19 protein-coding genes are annotated in these 17,560 nt (G+C 39.2%); 17 read left to right on the top strand and 2 right to left on the bottom strand.

Features of this window, described 5'->3' with window-relative positions; all coding sequences use genetic code 11:
• Positions 1-39 precede the first annotated feature (39 nt).
• The 17 genes from SOR_RS05360 (at position 40) to lacG (ending at position 15,570) form a co-directional block, all read left to right on the top strand.
• Positions 40-747, top strand: a complete 708-nt coding sequence (locus SOR_RS05360; RefSeq protein WP_000638517.1) for an IspD/TarI family cytidylyltransferase — start codon at positions 40-42, stop codon at positions 745-747.
• A 4-nt stretch (positions 748-751) separates the two neighbouring features.
• Positions 752-1,774, top strand: a complete 1,023-nt coding sequence (locus SOR_RS05355) for a ribitol-5-phosphate dehydrogenase (RefSeq protein ID WP_000609913.1) — start codon at positions 752-754, stop codon at positions 1,772-1,774.
• A 16-nt stretch (positions 1,775-1,790) separates the two neighbouring features.
• Positions 1,791-2,648, top strand: a complete 858-nt coding sequence (locus SOR_RS05350; RefSeq protein ID WP_000413086.1) for a phosphotransferase family protein — start codon at positions 1,791-1,793, stop codon at positions 2,646-2,648.
• A 1-nt stretch (position 2,649) separates the two neighbouring features.
• Complete coding sequence (locus tag SOR_RS05345) at positions 2,650-3,528, top strand: DMT family transporter (RefSeq protein WP_000791841.1); 879 nt, start codon at positions 2,650-2,652, stop codon at positions 3,526-3,528.
• A gap of 11 nt (positions 3,529-3,539) precedes the next feature.
• Complete coding sequence (locus tag SOR_RS05340) at positions 3,540-4,229, top strand: sugar phosphate nucleotidyltransferase (RefSeq protein ID WP_000643951.1); 690 nt, start codon at positions 3,540-3,542, stop codon at positions 4,227-4,229.
• 198 nt (positions 4,230-4,427) lie between these two features.
• The gene (locus SOR_RS05335; RefSeq protein ID WP_000522014.1) at positions 4,428-4,904 is read left to right on the top strand and encodes a PTS sugar transporter subunit IIA; all 477 of its coding nucleotides are present in this window, start codon (positions 4,428-4,430) and stop codon (positions 4,902-4,904) included.
• Positions 4,905-4,941: 37 nt separating this feature from the next.
• Positions 4,942-5,247, top strand: coding sequence for a PTS sugar transporter subunit IIB (locus tag SOR_RS05330; RefSeq protein WP_000590563.1), 306 nt, complete (start codon positions 4,942-4,944; stop codon positions 5,245-5,247).
• Between the two features lie 55 nt (positions 5,248-5,302).
• Entirely contained in the window at positions 5,303-6,778 is a 1,476-nt protein-coding gene (locus SOR_RS05325; protein WP_000382516.1) for a PTS galactitol transporter subunit IIC, read from the top strand.
• 107 nt (positions 6,779-6,885) lie between these two features.
• Positions 6,886-7,782 carry an aldose 1-epimerase family protein gene (locus SOR_RS09960; RefSeq protein ID WP_000234159.1) on the top strand — a complete coding sequence of 299 codons (897 nt, stop codon included), beginning with the start codon at positions 6,886-6,888 and terminating at the stop codon, positions 7,780-7,782.
• Between the two features lie 286 nt (positions 7,783-8,068).
• Positions 8,069-8,494 carry a galactose-6-phosphate isomerase subunit LacA gene (lacA, locus tag SOR_RS05315; protein ID WP_000029277.1) on the top strand — a complete coding sequence of 142 codons (426 nt, stop codon included), beginning with the start codon at positions 8,069-8,071 and terminating at the stop codon, positions 8,492-8,494.
• Positions 8,495-8,524: 30 nt separating this feature from the next.
• Complete coding sequence (gene lacB / locus SOR_RS05310) at positions 8,525-9,040, top strand: galactose-6-phosphate isomerase subunit LacB (RefSeq protein ID WP_001216921.1); 516 nt, start codon at positions 8,525-8,527, stop codon at positions 9,038-9,040.
• A 10-nt stretch (positions 9,041-9,050) separates the two neighbouring features.
• Positions 9,051-9,980, top strand: a complete 930-nt coding sequence (locus tag SOR_RS05305) for a tagatose-6-phosphate kinase (RefSeq protein WP_000604256.1) — start codon at positions 9,051-9,053, stop codon at positions 9,978-9,980.
• A 1-nt stretch (position 9,981) separates the two neighbouring features.
• Positions 9,982-10,962 (top strand): tagatose-bisphosphate aldolase, encoded by a 981-nt coding sequence (gene lacD, locus SOR_RS05300; protein WP_000244540.1) that lies wholly within the window; start codon positions 9,982-9,984, stop codon positions 10,960-10,962.
• A 233-nt stretch (positions 10,963-11,195) separates the two neighbouring features.
• Entirely contained in the window at positions 11,196-12,032 is an 837-nt protein-coding gene (locus SOR_RS05295; protein WP_000285729.1) for a PRD domain-containing protein, read from the top strand.
• A 35-nt stretch (positions 12,033-12,067) separates the two neighbouring features.
• The gene (locus SOR_RS05290) at positions 12,068-12,385 is read left to right on the top strand and encodes a PTS lactose/cellobiose transporter subunit IIA (protein WP_001078319.1); all 318 of its coding nucleotides are present in this window, start codon (positions 12,068-12,070) and stop codon (positions 12,383-12,385) included.
• Complete coding sequence (locus tag SOR_RS05285) at positions 12,385-14,079, top strand: lactose-specific PTS transporter subunit EIIC (protein WP_001037307.1); 1,695 nt, start codon at positions 12,385-12,387, stop codon at positions 14,077-14,079. Before SOR_RS05290 ends, SOR_RS05285 begins: the two co-directional genes overlap by 1 nt.
• An 84-nt stretch (positions 14,080-14,163) precedes the next feature.
• On the top strand, positions 14,164-15,570 hold the full coding sequence (gene lacG / locus SOR_RS05280; RefSeq protein ID WP_000169307.1) for a 6-phospho-beta-galactosidase: 1,407 nt from the start codon (positions 14,164-14,166) through the stop codon (positions 15,568-15,570).
• Between the two features lie 39 nt (positions 15,571-15,609).
• Here the strand turns inward: lacG and SOR_RS05275 are convergent, their stop codons facing one another.
• On the bottom strand, positions 15,610-16,377 hold the full coding sequence (locus tag SOR_RS05275; RefSeq protein ID WP_000917583.1) for a DeoR/GlpR family DNA-binding transcription regulator: 768 nt from the start codon (positions 16,375-16,377) through the stop codon (positions 15,610-15,612).
• Positions 16,378-16,504: 127 nt separating this feature from the next.
• Positions 16,505-17,467: a class 1b ribonucleoside-diphosphate reductase subunit beta gene (gene nrdF, locus SOR_RS05270; RefSeq protein ID WP_000451380.1), complete on the bottom strand. Its 963-nt coding sequence runs from the start codon at positions 17,465-17,467 to the stop codon at positions 16,505-16,507.
• Positions 17,468-17,560: the final 93 nt, after the last annotated feature.

Here is a 17,560-nt window from a genome sequence, read left to right as displayed (position 1 = left end):
GGTAATGAGTTTTTTAGAATAAACTAAAGGAGAATATAAATGATCTATGCAGGAATCCTAGCCGGAGGAACTGGCACACGCATGGGAATCAGTAATTTACCAAAACAATTCTTGGAGTTGGGTGATCGACCTATTTTGATCCACACAATCGAAAAATTTGTTTTGGAACCAAGTATTGAAAAAATTGTAGTTGGAGTTCATGGAGACTGGGTGTCACACGCTGAGGACCTAGTTGACAAGTATCTTTCTCTCCACAAGGATCGCATCATCATTACCAAAGGTGGGGCTGATCGCAATACCAGTATCGAGAAGATTATAGAAGCCATTAATGCCTATCGTCCAATCACTCCAGAAGATATCGTGGTTACCCACGACTCTGTTCGCCCCTTTATCACACTTCGCATGATTCAGGATAATATCAAACTTGCTCAAGATCATGATGCGGTTGACACAGTAGTAGAAGCGGTTGATACCATTGTTGAAAGTACCAATGGTCAATTTATCACTGATATTCCAAATCGTGCTCACCTATATCAAGGACAAACACCTCAAACCTTCCGATGCAAGGATTTCATGGACTTGTATGGATCCCTATCTGATAAAGAAAAGGAAATCCTGACGGATGCATGTAAGATTTTTGTTATCAAAGGGAAAGACGTTGCCCTAGCTAAAGGGGAATATTCAAACCTTAAAATCACAACTGTGACAGACTTGAAAATCGCGAAAAGCATGATTGAGAAAGACTAAGGCTATGATTAATCAAATTTATCAACTGACAAAACCAAAGTTTATCAATGTAAAATACCAAGAAGAGGACATTGATCAGGAGAATCATATCCTGATTCGTCCAAATTATATGGCGGTTTGTCATGCGGATCAACGTTACTATCAAGGGAAGCGTGATCCAAAGGTATTGGCTAAAAAGCTTCCTATGGCCATGATTCACGAGTCTTGTGGAACTGTTATTTCAGATCCGACTGGGACTTATGAAGTCGGTCAAAAGGTGGTCATGATTCCAAATCAACCGCCTATGCAGAGTGACAAGGAGTTCTACGAGAACTACATGACAGGAACCTACTTCCTATCTAGTGGCTATGATGGCTTTACGAGAGAATTTGTCTCTCTACCAAAAGATCGTGTTGTGTCTTATAATGACATTGAGGACACAGTTGCAGCCATTACTGAGTTTGTGAGTGTTGGTATGCATGCCATGGATCGTTTCTTGCATCTCGCTCATAGTAAGCGAGAGCGTATCGCTGTTATCGGAGATGGTAGTTTGGCCTTTGTTGTTGCAAATATTATCAATTATACCTTGCCAGAAGCAGAGATTATCGTCTTTGGTCGCCATTGGGAAAAACTAGAGCTCTTCTCTTTTGCAAAAGAGTGCTACATTACGGATAATATCCCAGAGGATTTGACCTTTGATCATGGATTTGAGTGTTGCGGTGGCGATGGTACAGGTCCGGCTATCAATGACTTGATTCGCTATATTCGTCCACAGGGAACGATTCTCATGATGGGAGTGAGCGAATACAAGGTTAATATCAATACACGAGATGCTTTGGAAAAAGGATTGTTATTAGTGGGATCGTCTCGTTCAGGACGCGTCGATTTTGAGAAGGCCATTCAAATGATGGAAGTTAAAAAGTTTGCGAATCGTCTGAAGAATATCCTTTATGTTGAAGAGCCTGTGAGAGAAATCAAGGACATTCATCGTGTCTTTGCTACAGACCTTAATACTGCTTTCAAAACAGTATTTAAGTGGGAAGTGTAGAAGATGGAGGTTAATTGTGGAGAAACTCATCAAAGAAAAAATTTCTTCTTTACTATCTGATGAAGAGGAAGTACTCAGTGTTGAACAGTTGGGAGGCATGACCAACCAAAACTATTTGGTTAAAACAACCAACAAACAGTATATTGTGAAATTTTTTGGTAAAGGGACTGAAAAACTCATCAATCGTCAAAATGAAAAGTACAATCTTGAACTTTTAGAGGATTTAGATTTAGATGTTAAAAATTACCTCTTTGATATAGAGTCAGGGATTAAAGTAAATGAATACATCGAATCGGCAGTAACTCTTGATTCAACATCTATCAAGTCCAAGTTTGAAAAGATTGCACCAATTTTACAAACCATCCATGCTTCAGGGAAAGAATTAAGAGGAGAATTTGCTCCCTTTGAGGAAATCAGCAAATATGAATCCTTGATTGAGGGACCTATCCCTTATGAAAACTATGAAGCTGTAAGAAAAGATGTATTTTCACTAGAAAAGAGATTGGCTGATTTGGGTGTTGATAGAAAGTCCTGTCATATCGATCTGGTACCAGAAAACTTTATCGAGTCACCTCAAGGTCGCTTGTATTTGATTGACTGGGAATACTCTTCTATGAATGATCCAATGTGGGACTTGGCAGCACTTTTCTTAGAGTCTGAATTTACAAAGCAAGAGGAGGATGATTTCCTTTCCTACTATGAAAGTGAAAAAACGCATGTATCACGTGAGAAGATTCGTATCTATAAAATCTTGCAAGATACTATCTGGAGTTTGTGGACAGTGTACAAAGAAGCTCAAGGAGCTGACTTTGGAGATTACGGTGTCAACCGTTACCAAAGAGCTGTCGAAGGTTTGACTTATTATGGAGGTTAGGATGAAGAATAAAAATGGTGTTTCTTTTGGTCTGCTCTCTGGTATCTTCTGGGGATTAGGTCTAACGATTAGTGCTTACATCTTTTCAATTTTTACAAATCTTTCACCTTTTGTGGTGGCTGCTGCTCATGATTTCTTGAGTATCTTTATCTTGTTAGCTTTTCTTTTGGTAAAAGAAGGAAAAGTTCGCCTCTCGATTTTCTTAAATATTCGAAATGTGAGTGTTATAATCGGAGCTTTACTAGCAGGACCAATAGGTATGCAAGCCAATCTTTATGCGGTTAAATATATTGGTAGTTCTCTAGCTTCATCCGTATCAGCTATTTACCCAGCAGTTTCAGTTTTACTGGCCTTCTTCATTTTGAAACACAAGGTTTCAAAGAATACAGTATTTGGTGTTTTCTTGATTATTGCAGCGATCATTGCTCAAACCTACAAGGTTGAACAAGTTAACTCGTTTTACATTGGAATTCTTTGTGCCCTTGTCTGTGCAATTGCCTGGGGGAGTGAAAGTGTTCTCAGCTCCTATGCTATGGAAAGTGATTTAAGTGAAATTGAAGCCTTGTTAATCCGACAAGTAACCTCATTCTTGTCCTATCTTGTGATTGTGCTCTTTTCACACCATTCATTTGCAGAAGTGGCAGATGGGCAGTTACTAGGCCTCTTGCTTGTCTTTGCGGCCTTTAACATGATTTCCTACTTAGCTTATTATATCGCCATTAATCGCTTACAACCTGCGAAAGCGACAGGTTTGAATGTGAGCTATGTAGTTTGGACTGTCTTATTTGCAGTTGTTTTCTTGGGTGCACCGCTAGATATGCTGACAATCATCACTTCACTTATTGTTATGGCTGGTGTTTATATTATTATTAAAGAATAAAGGAGATTCGTGTGAAAGCGATTATTTTAGCGGCGGGCTTAGGAACTCGTCTGCGTCCTATGACTGAAAATACCCCAAAAGCTTTGGTTAAGGTTAATCAAAAACCCTTGGTAGAATACCAAATCGAGTTTTTGAAAGAGAGAGGAATTGATGAGATTATCATCGTTGTCGGTTACCTCAAGGAACAATTTGACTATCTAAAAGAAAAATATGGTGTCCGTTTGGTCTTTAACGACAAGTATGCTGATTACAATAACTTTTACTCACTTTATCTAGTAAAAGAAGATTTGGCTAACAGCTACGTCATCGATGCAGATAACTATCTTTTCAAAAATATGTTTCGAAACGATCTTAAACGTTCTACCTATTTTAGCGTTTATCGTGAAGACTGTACCAACGAGTGGTTCTTGGTTTACGGTGATGACTACAAGGTTCAAGACATCATTGTTGATAGCAAGGCTGGTCGCATTCTGAGCGGAGTTTCATTCTGGGATGCACCAACTGCTGAGAAGATTGTTGGCTTTATTGACAAAGCTTACGAAAGTGGTGAATTTGTTGATCTCTACTGGGACAACATGGTTAAGGATAATATCAAAGAATTAGATGTCTATGTCGAAGAATTAGAAGGAAATAGCATCTATGAAATTGATAGTGTAAAAGATTACCATAAATTAGAAGAGATTTTATCTACTATTAAGTAAGGAAATAGAAGAAGGCTTGGGCCTTCTTTTTTTGTGTATTTTATAACAAGAATGTTTGATATTGATTGTATTCTTTAAATGAAAACAAAAAATTAACAAAAAAAATAGAACAAAAATAAAAACAAAAAATTATTGACAACGATTTCATATAGTGTTATACTTATTACATAAAAGATAATTGAAAGAAGGGAAAATGTTATGGGATTAGATCAGTTCTTTGACAAAGACCTGGTGTTTTGCTTAGAAGCGGATAATCAAGAACAACTCTTTGATCAGGTAGCAAGCTTGTTGGAAGAACGAGAAATTGTAACTCCAACTTATCGTGAAGCCTTGATCACGCGTGAAAAGTCATTTCCAACTGGTTTAGATATGGAATTTCTAGGTAAGGACTTGCCAAATGTAGCGATTCCTCATACAGATATTGTTCATAATCTAGCTGAGAAAGTAGTGGTTGTTCGATTAGAAAAACCAGTAACTTTTCACAATATGATAGCTCCTGATAAGGAAGTAGAAGTATCCCTACTCTTCTTTATCATTAACAACTCAAGTTCAAGTCAAACAAATATTCTGGCTCAGTTGATGGACTTTTTCACAGGAAATGGACATCTGGAAGATCTATCAAAAATTTCCGAACCAGAAAAACTTTATGCTTATATTGCTGAAGCAACAGCTTAATCTTGTCTATTAAAATATAAAATCGGAGGAAATCCAAATGATTAAAATTCTTGCTGCCTGCGGTGCAGGTGTTAACTCAAGTCACCAAATTAAAAGTGCTCTAGAAGAAGAACTTTCAAACCGTGGTTATGATGTTCACTGTGATGCAGTCATGGTGAAAGATGTAAACGAAGACCTTATGAAAGGTTACGATATCTTTACACCAATCGCTGCAACTGACCTTGGTTTTGAACCAGGTATTCCAGTAATTGAAGCTGGACCAATCTTGTTCCGTATTCCAGCGATGAGCGCTCCAGTATTTGACAATATTGAAGCAGCTATCAAAGAGCACGGACTAAGCTAATTTATTCTTTATCTTGTTAACATTCATAGAACTAAAAAAAACGGGAGGAACTATTATGGATGTCATTATCGAACTAGCCAATAAGCTGTTCAAACCTATCTTGGATATGGGTGGACCAATCATCATGCTGATCATTTTGACAGTATTGGCCCTACTTTTTGGAGTGAAATTCTCCAAAGCGCTTGAAGGTGGTATTAAACTTGCCATCGCTCTTACTGGTATTGGTGCCATCATCGGTATGCTCAATGGAGCTTTCTCAGCATCACTTGCGAAATTCGTTGAAAACACTGGTATCCAATTGAACATCACTGACGTTGGTTGGGCACCACTTGCTACCATCACTTGGGGTTCTGCATGGACACTTTACTTCTTGCTTGTAATGTTGATTGTCAACGTTGCGATGCTTGCAATGAAGAAAACAGACACACTTGACGTTGATATCTTCGATATCTGGCACTTGTCAATCACTGGTCTTTTGATTAAATGGTACGCAGACAACAATGGAGTTAGCCAAGGGGTTTCACTTTTCATCGCAACTGCAGCAGTTGTCCTTGTAGGTGTTTTGAAGATCATCAACTCTGACTTGATGAAACCAACATTCGACGACCTTCTTAATGCACCAAGTTCATCACCAATGACTTCAACACACATGAACTACATGATGAACCCAGTTATCATGGTTTTGGATAAGATTTTTGAAAAATTCTTCCCTGGCCTTGATAAATATGACTTTGATGCTGCTAAATTGAACAAAAAAATCGGTTTCTGGGGATCTAAATTCTTCATCGGTTTCATCCTAGGTATTGTTATCGGTTTGATGGGTACTCCACATCCTGTTGAAGGACTTAAAGATGCTGCAAACTGGCAAGAAGTTATTAAAGGTTGGTTGTCTCTTGGTTTGACAGCCGGTGTGGCTTTGGAACTCTTCTCACTTATCGGATCTTGGTTCATCGCAGCCGTAGAACCACTTTCACAAGGTATTACAAACGTTGCTACTAAACGTCTTCAAGGACGTAAATTCAACATCGGTCTTGACTGGCCTTTCATCGCTGGTCGTGCTGAAATCTGGGCTTGTGCTAACGTACTTGCTCCAATCATGCTAGTAGAAGCTGTGCTTCTTTCAAACGTCGGAAATGGTATCTTGCCACTTGCAGGTATCATCGCTATGGGTGTGACTCCAGCTCTCTTGGTTGTTACACGTGGTAAATTGCTCCGTATGATTATCTTCGGAACACTCTTGTTGCCACTCTTCCTTCTTTCAGGTACTCTAATCGCTCCATTTGCAACAGAACTTGCTAAAGGTGTAGGTGCCTTCCCAGAAGGTGTGAACCAATCTCAATTGATTACTCACTCAACTCTTGAAGGACCAATTGAAAAACTATTTGGTTGGGCAATCGGTAATGCTACAACAGGTGATATCAAAGCAATCCTTGGTGCAGCAGCCTTCCTTGTATTCTATGTAGGTATCTTTGCTTGGTATAGAAAACAAATGATCAAACGTAACGAAGAATACGCAGCAAATGCTAAATAATTCGCTCCTATAAAATGTAAATTGTGAAAACTAGGTTGTTAATTTCCTACATTGGGAGTGGCAACCTAGTTTTTTATATAAAAATCTAAAAATAGTTGGAGAACATTATGGTAATTGAAATCAAATCAGACCAGTTAACGGTTCAGTTTAAAACCTTAGGTGGCGCCTTGTCGTCAATCAAGGACCGAGAAGGCATTGAGTATTTGTGGCGAGGAGATGCCACTTACTGGAGTGGACAAGCGCCAGTACTTTTTCCAATCTGTGGCTCTTTAAGAGAAGATACAGCCTTCTACAGTCATGCAGATGGAACAGAGACGAAAGGAAACATTCCTCGCCATGGTTTGGTCCGTAAAAAAGAATTTGAATTAGTTGAACAGACAGAAAACAGTGTTACTTTTGCTATCGAAGATGATGAGAATACTTATCAAAACTATCCTTATCATTTCCGCCTTGAAATCACTTATCTAGTGACTGGCAAGACTGTTCGTACTCAATACAAAGTCTTCAATAAAGAAACTAGCAAGGTCATGCCATACTTTATTGGTGGACATCCAGGCTTTAATTGCCCTCTGCTTGATGGCGAAACTTATGAAGACTACTATTTAGAGTTTGAGAAAGAAGAGACTTGCTCTGTTCCCCGTCCTTTCCCAGAAACAGGAATGTTAGACTTCCAAGATAGAAGTCCATGGTTGGATTCACAAAAGGAAGTGGACCTCAGTTACGATCTGTTTAGTATTGATGCAGTGACTTTGGATGAGTTGCAATCCAGAACAATTGCCCTTCGTTCTCATAAACATGAGAAGGGATTAAAAGTACATTTCCAAGAGTTTTCAAATCTCATCATTTGGTCAACTTTGAATAAGGGACCTTTCATTGCCTTTGAACCTTGGTCTGGCTTGTCAACATCTCTTGAAGAAGGAGATCATCTAGAAGATAAGAAGAATGTTTGTCTCCTAGAACCTGGTCAAGTAGATCAGATTGGCTTTGATATTGAAATATTTTAGATAAAAAACCACAAAAACAAACATTTACTGTTGACTTTTTCTATAAATAGGAGTATATTATGTTTGTAAACAACAAATGATGTTTGTAACAAACAAATAATCACTTGTTATATTCTCTATCGCAGAGAAAGTTTCTTTCTAGGAACTTGATTTCCTGGACTTGGATAAGGTGATATTCATCTCATTCAATCAAATTTGTCACTAAACTGCTAGAAAGTCTTTTGTAGGTAAACTGCTAACTATAAAAGTCTTTACTAGCCTAGAAAAATAAAAAGGAGTATACAATATGTCTATTGTTATCGGTGCAGATGCTGCAGGTTTGAGATTGAAAGAAGTTGTGAAAGACTTCTTGGAAAAAGAAAACTTCCACGTTGTGGATGTTACAGCTGAAGGTCAAGACTTTGTTGATGTGACTCTTGCTGTTGCTGCAGAAGTAAACAAAGAAGAACAAAACCTTGGTATCGTGATTGATGCTTATGGGGCTGGTCCATTCATGGTCGCAACTAAAATCAAAGGAATGGTTGCCGCAGAAGTATCTGACGAACGTTCAGCTTATATGACTCGTGGACACAACAACTCACGTATGATCACTATGGGTGCACAACTTGTTGGTGACGAATTGGCCAAAAACATTGCTAAAGGTTTTGTTAATGGTAAATACGATGGTGGTCGTCACCAAATTCGTGTTGATATGTTGAACAAAATGTGCTAATTAGATTACAGTAAGAAAGGTAAGTTAAAAATGAGAATTGCAATTGGATGTGACCACATCGTAACAGATGAAAAAATGGCGGTTTCAGAATTTTTGAAATCAAAAGGATATGAAGTCATCGACTTTGGTACCTATGACCACACACGTACTCACTACCCAATCTTTGGTAAAAAAGTTGGTGAAGCCGTTACAAGCGGTCAAGCTGATCTTGGGGTATGTATCTGTGGTACTGGTGTTGGTATCAACAACGCTGTAAATAAAGTTCCAGGAGTTCGTTCTGCCTTGGTTCGTGATATGACAACAGCTCTTTATGCAAAAGAACAATTGAACGCCAACGTTATTGGTTTTGGTGGTAAAATCACTGGTGAATTGCTCATGTGTGATATCATTGAAGCTTTCATCAATGCTGAATACAAACCATCAGAAGAAAACAAAAAATTGATTGCGAAAATTGAGCACGTTGAAACTCACAATGCTCATCAAGCAGATGCAAACTTCTTTACAGAATTCCTTGAAAAATGGGATCGCGGTGAATACCACGACTAAGAGGTGACGCATGATTTTAACAGTCACAATGAATCCATCCATTGATATTTCTTATCCTTTGGATGAATTGAAAATTGACACTGTCAACCGTGTGGTGGACGTGACCAAGACAGCTGGTGGTAAAGGGCTCAATGTTACACGAGTTCTTTCAGAATTTGGTGATTCTGTTGCAGCTACTGGTTTGGTCGGTGGTAAACTTGGTGAGTTTTTAGTAGAGCATATCGATGATAAAGTAACGAAACGTTTCTTCTCCATTCAAGGAGAGACTCGTAACTGTATCGCTATTCTACACGGTGAAAACCAAACAGAAATCCTTGAAAAAGGTCCCGAAGTTCTGGAACAAGAAGGGCAAGATTTCTTGGCTCATTTCGAAAATCTTCTTGACACTGTGGAAGTAGTAGCCATCTCTGGTAGTCTTCCAGCTGGGCTTCCAGTTGACTACTATGCAAGCTTAGTAGAACTTGCTAATCTCGCAGGAAAACCAGTTGTTCTAGACTGCTCAGGTGCTGCCCTTCAGGCGGTTCTTGAATCACCACATAAACCAACAGTAATCAAACCAAATAACGAAGAATTGTCTCAGCTTCTAGGCAGGGAAGTTTCTGAGGATTTAGATGAATTAAAAGAAGTTCTTCAAGAGCCTTTATTTGCAGGGATTGAGTGGATTATCGTTTCACTTGGTGCAAATGGTGCTTTTGCAAAACATGGTGATACTTTCTACAAGGTAGATATTCCAAGAATTCAGGTAGTTAATCCTGTCGGATCTGGAGATTCTACTGTGGCAGGGATTTCGTCAGGACTTCTTCATAAAGAATCGGATGCAGAACTCCTCATCAAGGCAAATGTTCTTGGTATGCTCAATGCTCAAGAAAAAATGACAGGTCATGTCAATATGGCCAACTATCAAGGTCTATACGACCAACTAATCGTAAAAGAGGTATAAAATGGTTTTAACAGAAAATAAACGCGCTTGCTTGCAAAAACTTTCAGACGAAAATGGCATTATCTCAGCTCTTGCCTTTGACCAACGTGGTGCTTTGAAACGCCTCATGGCTCAATACCAAACAGAAGAGCCAACAGTGGCTCAAATGGAAGAACTCAAAGTATTGGTAGCAGATGAATTAACAAAATACGCATCATCTATGCTCCTTGACCCTGAGTATGGACTTCCAGCTACAAAAGCGCTTGATGCCAACGCCGGCCTTCTCCTTGCTTATGAGAAAACTGGATACGACACAACTAGCACCAAACGCTTGCCAGACTGCTTGGATGTTTGGTCTGCAAAACGCATCAAAGAACAAGGCGCTGATGCTGTCAAGTTCTTGCTTTACTATGACGTAGATAGCTCTGACGAACTCAACCAACAAAAACAAGCTTACATCGAACGCATCGGTTCTGAGTGTGTGGCGGAAGACATTCCATTCTTCCTTGAAATCTTGGCTTACGATGAAAAGATTGCGGACGCAGGTTCTGCAGAATACGCCAAAGTGAAACCACACAAGGTTATTGGTGCTATGAAGGTCTTCTCAGACCCACGCTTTAACATCGATGTCTTGAAAGTAGAAGTTCCAGTCAATGTTAAATACGTTGAAGGCTTTGGTGATGGTAAAATCGTGCATACACGCGAAGAAGCAGCAGCTTTCTTCAAAGCACAAGATGAAGCGACTAACTTGCCATATATCTACTTGAGTGCAGGTGTATCAGCCAAACTCTTCCAAGAAACACTTGTCTTTGCCCACGAATCAGGCGCAAACTTCAACGGCGTTCTTTGTGGCCGTGCAACCTGGGCTGGATCAGTTGAAGCCTACATCAAAGACGGTGAAGCAGCAGCTCGTGAGTGGTTGCGTACAACTGGATTTGAGAACATTGACGAACTCAACAAGGTTCTTCAAACAACAGCGACTTCATGGACTGAACGTGTATAAGTTTTCCCCCTAATCTTAGGAACATTGATCTAAAAAAAATTAAAAAAAGTTGAATGTAAAGGTTTACAAAAAAACTTACTTGTGCTATACTTAAATCACAAGTTAATACAAGGTGAGTGTTACTAAGTAATATTAGGCATGATCACAGGTGGATTAGAAATCAAAAGATTTTCTAGTTCATTTGTGGTCATTTTTTATACTCATATACCTTTAAGATATAAAAGGAGGTTGACATGTATCGAATTCTAAATCCAATGAATCACAATGTTTCACTTGTCAGAAATGACAAAGGAGAAGAGGTGATTGTAATTGGTAAGGGGATTGCATTCGGAAAGAAGAAGGGGGACTTAATTGCTGAAAATCAGGTTGAGAAAATCTTTCGGATGAAGACAGAAGAGTCCAGAGAAAATTTTATGGCTCTGCTCAAAGATGTTCCGCTGGATTTTATCACAGTGACTTATGAGATTATTGATAAGCTTTCTAAGAAATATCATTATCCGATTCAAGAGTATCTCTACGTAACCTTGACAGATCATATTTACTGTTCTTACCAAGCTCTAACACAAGGACGGTACAAGGATAGTAATCTGCCAGATATTTCCAATAAGTATCCTGTCGCTTTTCAAATCGCAAAGGAAGCTTTTGAAATCTATCGTCAGAAGTTGACAGATCATTTCCCGGAGGATGAAATTATTCGGATTGGTTATCATTTCATTAATGCCGAAGGTGAAAATGAAGTGGAACTTGTGGAGTCGATTGATAAGAGGAAAGAAATTCTCAGGAATGTCGAAGAAGTACTAAAGAGTTATGCAATTCAACGAACCAAAGAGAATAATCATTTCTATGATCGTTTTATGATTCATTTGAATTATTTCTTGGATTATTTAGACAGATCTAGAGATGATAACCAATCACTTCTGGATATGGAAGATCATATTAAACAATCCTATCCAAAAGCGTTCGAGATTGGTTCTAAGATCTATGATGTGATTACGCAACATACGGGTCTTGATTTGTATAAAAGTGAACGAGTTTATCTAGTTCTACATATCCAACGTTTATTGTCATAAAAATTTAATTAAAAATACATAAGGAGAATTCTATCATGAATAGAGAAGAAGTAACATTGTTAGGTTTTGAAATTGTTGCCTATGCTGGCGATGCTCGATCAAAACTATTGGAAGCTTTAAAGGCTGCTGAAGCTGGCGATTTTGCGAAAGCGGATAGTTTAGTTGAGGAAGCTGGTGGCTGTATCGCCGAGGCTCATCACGCGCAAACAAGTCTATTGACCAAGGAAGCCGCTGGTGAGGATTTGGCCTATAGTGTAACCATGATGCATGGTCAGGATCACTTGATGACAACCATCTTGCTCAAAGATTTGATGCACCATTTAATCGAACTCTATAAGAGAGGAGTTAAGTAATGAATAAATTAATCGCATTTATCGAGAAAGGAAAACCTTTCTTTGAGAAATTATCTCGTAATATCTATCTTCGTGCTATTCGTGATGGTTTCATTGCAGGTATGCCTGTTATTCTCTTCTCAAGTATCTTTATCTTGATTGCCTTTGTTCCTAACTCATGGGGCTTTAAATGGTCTGATGATGTTGTTAATCTCCTCATGAAACCTTATAGCTATTCAATGGGGATTCTAGCTCTCTTGGTAGCTGGTACAACAGCTAAGTCATTGACCGACTCAGTAAACCGTAGCATGGAGAAAACCAATCAAATCAACTATATGTCAACATTGTTGGCAGCGATTGTTGGTTTGTTGATGTTAGCAGCTGACCCGATTGAAGGTGGTTTTGCGACAGGTTTCCTTGGGACAAAAGGTTTGCTTTCAGCCTTTCTTGCTGCCTTTGTAACCGTAGCAATCTATAAGGTTTGTGTTAAGAACAACGTCACTATTCGAATGCCTGACGAAGTTCCACCCAATATCTCACAAGTCTTTAAAGATGTGATTCCATTCACTCTATCTGTTGTTTCTCTTTACGCCCTTGATTTACTAGCTCGTCATTTTGTTGGAGCAAGCGTAGCAGAATCAATCGGTAAATTCTTTGCACCATTATTCTCTGCAGCTGATGGCTATCTTGGTATTACCATTATCTTTGGTGCCTTTGCCTTCTTCTGGTTTGTTGGTATCCACGGTCCTTCAATCGTCGAGCCAGCAATCGCAGCTATTACCTATGCAAATGCCGAAGTAAACTTGAACCTTCTCCAACAAGGTATGCACGCTGACAAGATTCTTACTTCTGGTACACAAATGTTTATCGTTACCATGGGTGGTACTGGTGCGACACTGGTTGTTCCATTCATGTTCATGTGGTTAACAAAATCAAAACGAAATCGTGCAATCGGACGAGCGTCAGTAGTTCCAACCTTCTTTGGTGTAAATGAACCAATCTTGTTTGGTGCACCACTTGTCTTGAACCCAATCTTCTTTATTCCATTCATCTTTGCGCCAATCGCAAACGTCTGGATCTTTAAATTCTTCATTGAAACGCTTGGCATGAACTCATTTACTGCCAACCTTCCTTGGACAACACCAGGTCCGCTCGGTATTGTTCTCGGTACAAACTTCCAATTCTTGTCATTTGTACTTGCTGCTTTGTTAATCCTTGTTGACGTAGCCATTTACTATCCATTCCTCAAGGTTTATGATGAACAAATCCTTGAAGAAGAACGTTCTGGTAAAGCCAATGATGAATTAAAAGAAAAAGTAGCTGCAAACTTCAATACTGCCAAAGCAGATGCTATTCTTGAAAAAGCTGGTGTAGAAGCAACGCAAAACACAATTACTGAAGAAACCAATGTCTTGGTTCTCTGTGCAGGTGGAGGAACAAGTGGTCTCCTTGCAAATGCTCTAAACAAAGCAGCTGCGGAGTACAAGGTTCCTGTTAAAGCAGCAGCTGGTGGCTATGGTGCTCACCGTGAAATGTTGCCTGAGTTTGATCTGGTTATCCTTGCTCCTCAAGTTGCTTCAAACTTTGAAGACATGAAGGCCGAAACCGACAAACTTGGTATCAAACTTGCCAAGACAGAAGGTGGGCAATACATTAAATTGACTCGCGATGGAAAAGGTGCTCTTGCCTTTGTTCAAGCGCAGTTTGAAGAATAAAAGGTAAATAGCAAAGAAGTGAGATGGCGGAATTCCTCCCAACTCTATCTCCATCTCATTTCTATTTCTTGAAAGGTGAATCAAATGACAAAAACACTTCCAAAAGACTTTATTTTTGGCGGGGCAACAGCAGCCTATCAAGCAGAAGGTGCGACCAATACTGATGGTAAAGGACCAGTTGCCTGGGACAAATACCTCAAAGATAACTACTGGTACACTGCTGAACCAGCCAGTGATTTCTATCACAAATACCCAGTTGACCTCAAACTTGCAGAAGAGTATGGTGTCAATGGTATCCGTATTTCAATCGCTTGGTCACGTATCTTTCCAACTGGTTATGGGAAGGTTAATGACAAGGGGGTTGAGTTCTATCATAATCTATTTGCAGAATGTCACAAACGGCATGTTGAGCCCTTTGTAACTCTTCATCACTTTGATACGCCAGAAGCACTTCATTCAAATGGAGATTTCTTAAACCGTGAAAACATTGAACACTTTGTAGACTACGCGGCTTTTTGTTTTGAAGAATTCCCAGAAGTCAACTATTGGACAACCTTTAATGAAATTGGGCCGATAGGAGATGGTCAATACTTGGTTGGAAAATTCCCTCCAGGTATTCAGTACGACCTTGCCAAAGTCTTCCAATCTCATCACAATATGATGGTGTCGCATGCGCGTGCAGTAAAATTTTTCAAGGATAAGGGATATAAGGGTGAAATTGGTGTGGTTCATGCACTGCCTACTAAGTATCCTCTGGATCCAGATAATCCAGCAGATGTTCGTTCAGCCGAGTTAGAAGATATCATTCACAATAAATTTATTTTGGATGCGACTTATCTAGGACGATATTCCGAAGAAACAATGGAAGGTGTCAACCATATCTTAGCAGTCAATGGTGGAAGCTTAGATCTGCGTGAAGAAGACTTTGCAGTCCTAGAAGCAGCAAAAGACCTGAATGACTTCCTTGGAATTAACTACTACATGAGTGATTGGATGCAAGCCTTTGATGGTGAGACGGAAATCATCCACAATGGAAAAGGTGAAAAAGGAAGTTCTAAATATCAGATTAAGGGAGTTGGACGTCGAGTGGCGCCTGACTATGTCCCACGTACGGATTGGGATTGGATTATCTACCCTCAAGGTTTGTATGACCAAATCATGCGCGTAAAGAAAGATTACCCAAATTACAAGAAGATTTACATCACAGAGAATGGTCTCGGATACAAAGACGAGTTTGTGGATGGAACAGTCTACGATGATGGGCGGATTGATTATGTTAAGAAACATATGGAAGTGATTTCAGATGCAATCTCTGATGGAGCCAAAGTCAAAGGCTACTTTATCTGGTCGCTAATGGATGTCTTTTCTTGGTCAAATGGCTATGAAAAGCGTTACGGTCTCTTCTATGTTGATTTTGAGACTCAGGAGCGCTATCCAAAGAAATCGGCTCACTGGTACAAGAAACTAGCTGAGACACAACTTATTGAATAAAATTCAACAAAAATTCCCCGCCAAAAGGCAGGGGAATTTTTATGGTTTTGATAAAAGAATGGTTGTTTGTTTCGACAGGTCTTCAAATGTCTCCTGACTCAGTTTGGAATCTGAAACGATGGTATCAATTTCTGAGATATTGTAGAAATTGTAAAAATCAAACTTATTAAACTTACTGTGGTCTGCCAGTAAGTATTTTTTATTGGCATTGTTCAAGGCGATTCGTTGTACCTCGCCCTCTTCTTCACTGAAAGTAGCAATTGCCTTATCCTTAATACCATTACAACTTACAAAAGCTTTAGAAAACTGAAGGTTGGTCAAATCCTGCAAGGTGAGTGTTCCTACAAAAGCACCAGTGATAGAGCGATAATTTCCGCCAATCAAAATCAAATCTGTTAGTTTTCGTTCGTTTAGGATGAGAAAGACAGGAAGACTGTTTGTTACAACACGAATATTATCAATTGGGAGCTCACGAGCAAAACATTCTAAGGTTGTTCCTGGCCCGATAAAAATGGTTTCACCTTCGTCAATCAAATGACCCGCAAAACGGCTAATTTCTTGTTTTTCAGCAATCTGCAAGCCTTGTTTTTCAACGTTTGAGCGTTCGTTGTTTAAGAGAGAACCTGTACGAAGTTTTTCAGCACCACCATGCACACGAACCAGCAAATCCTTATCTGCCAATTCTTGTAAGTAGCGACGAGCTGTCATGTCTGACACATCAAGACTCTCCATAATCTCTTTTACAGTAATGGTACCTTTTGTGTTTACTGCTTCTAGAATACTATCTAGTTTTTCTTGCTTTAGCATCCTTATCACCTCGATTTCTACTATTATTATCTTACCATAAAACGCTCAATCAATCAAATAGAAAAAACAAAAACAAAATATCATGGTTGTTTTAAACAAACCATGATATTTTGAATGATTGATCAAATTAGTTCAAACCGTAGTTGTAATCCTCGTCTTGCATGGCTTCAACTTCACCAAGGAGGTAACCATTTCCGACTTGAGAGAAGAAGTCGTGGTTAGAAGTTCCTGTTGAAATACCGTTCATGACGATAGGATTGACATCATCTGCTGAATCAGGGAAGAGTGGATCTTGTCCTAGGTTCATAAGAGCTTTATTGGCATTGTAACGAAGGAAAGTTTTAACTTCTTCGGTCCAACCAACACCGTCATAGAGACTTTCAGTATAACCTTCTTCGTTCTCGTAGAGAGTATAGAGCAGGTCGTACATCCATTCTTTAAGTTTTTCTTGCTCTTCTTCAGGCAATTCATTAAAACCAAGTTGGAATTTGTAACCAATGTAAGTTCCGTGAACAGATTCATCACGGATGATCAGTTTGATGATTTCCGCAACGTTGGCCAGTTTGTTGTTACCAAGATAGTAAAGTGGTGTAAAGAAACCTGAATAGAAGAGGAAGGTTTCAAGGAAGACACTGGCAACCTTCTTTTCAAGAGGCGTACCATTGAGGTAGATCTCATTGATAATTTCTGCTTTTCTTTGTAGGTAAGGGTTGGTGTTGGTCCATTCAAAGATTTCTTCAATCTCAGCCTTGGTGTTTAAGGTAGAGAAGATAGAAGAATAGGATTTTGCGTGGACAGATTCCATAAATTGGATGTTGTTAAAAACAGCTTCCTCATGCGGTGTACGGATGTCGGAACGAAGAGCCTGAACCCCTGTTTCAGATTGCATGGTATCAAGAAGCGTTAAACCACCAAAGACTTTTCCTACCAAGTCTTTTTCCTTGTTTGATAGTTTTCTCCAGTCATCAAGGTCATTTGACAAGGGGATACGCGTATCAAGCCAGAATTGCTCCGTCAGCTTTTCCCAAGTTGATTTGTCGATGACATCTTCGATGGCATTCCAGTTAATGGCTTTGTAGTAAGTTTCCATTTGAAATCTCTTTCTGTATGTAATTATGCGATGATAGAATCTTCTCTATTTTATCATAGTCTGAGAAGAGTATCGCACAAAAAGTCGGAAGAC

The organism is Streptococcus oralis Uo5 (genome assembly GCF_000253155.1).
Taxonomy (GTDB): domain Bacteria; phylum Bacillota; class Bacilli; order Lactobacillales; family Streptococcaceae; genus Streptococcus; species Streptococcus oralis_L.
This window is presented reverse-complemented; position numbering and strand designations above follow the sequence as displayed.

Excerpts from the sequence above, each read along its gene's own strand:
- SOR_RS05360 (WP_000638517.1), top strand. The coding sequence starts at position 40 with ATGATCTATGCAGGAATCCTAGCCGGAGGAACTGGCACACGCATGGGA.
- SOR_RS05355 (WP_000609913.1), top strand. The coding sequence starts at position 752 with ATGATTAATCAAATTTATCAACTGACAAAACCAAAGTTTATCAATGTA.
- SOR_RS05345 (WP_000791841.1), top strand. The coding sequence starts at position 2,650 with ATGAAGAATAAAAATGGTGTTTCTTTTGGTCTGCTCTCTGGTATCTTC.
- SOR_RS05335 (WP_000522014.1), top strand. The coding sequence starts at position 4,428 with ATGGGATTAGATCAGTTCTTTGACAAAGACCTGGTGTTTTGCTTAGAA.
- SOR_RS05330 (WP_000590563.1), top strand. The coding sequence starts at position 4,942 with ATGATTAAAATTCTTGCTGCCTGCGGTGCAGGTGTTAACTCAAGTCAC.
- SOR_RS05325 (WP_000382516.1), top strand. The coding sequence starts at position 5,303 with ATGGATGTCATTATCGAACTAGCCAATAAGCTGTTCAAACCTATCTTG.
- SOR_RS09960 (WP_000234159.1), top strand. The coding sequence starts at position 6,886 with ATGGTAATTGAAATCAAATCAGACCAGTTAACGGTTCAGTTTAAAACC.
- lacA (WP_000029277.1), top strand. The coding sequence starts at position 8,069 with ATGTCTATTGTTATCGGTGCAGATGCTGCAGGTTTGAGATTGAAAGAA.
- lacB (WP_001216921.1), top strand. The coding sequence starts at position 8,525 with ATGAGAATTGCAATTGGATGTGACCACATCGTAACAGATGAAAAAATG.
- SOR_RS05305 (WP_000604256.1), top strand. The coding sequence starts at position 9,051 with ATGATTTTAACAGTCACAATGAATCCATCCATTGATATTTCTTATCCT.
- lacD (WP_000244540.1), top strand. The coding sequence starts at position 9,982 with ATGGTTTTAACAGAAAATAAACGCGCTTGCTTGCAAAAACTTTCAGAC.
- SOR_RS05295 (WP_000285729.1), top strand. The coding sequence starts at position 11,196 with ATGTATCGAATTCTAAATCCAATGAATCACAATGTTTCACTTGTCAGA.
- SOR_RS05290 (WP_001078319.1), top strand. The coding sequence starts at position 12,068 with ATGAATAGAGAAGAAGTAACATTGTTAGGTTTTGAAATTGTTGCCTAT.
- SOR_RS05285 (WP_001037307.1), top strand. The coding sequence starts at position 12,385 with ATGAATAAATTAATCGCATTTATCGAGAAAGGAAAACCTTTCTTTGAG.
- lacG (WP_000169307.1), top strand. The coding sequence starts at position 14,164 with ATGACAAAAACACTTCCAAAAGACTTTATTTTTGGCGGGGCAACAGCA.
- SOR_RS05275 (WP_000917583.1), bottom strand. The coding sequence starts at position 16,377 with ATGCTAAAGCAAGAAAAACTAGATAGTATTCTAGAAGCAGTAAACACA.
- nrdF (WP_000451380.1), bottom strand. The coding sequence starts at position 17,467 with ATGGAAACTTACTACAAAGCCATTAACTGGAATGCCATCGAAGATGTC.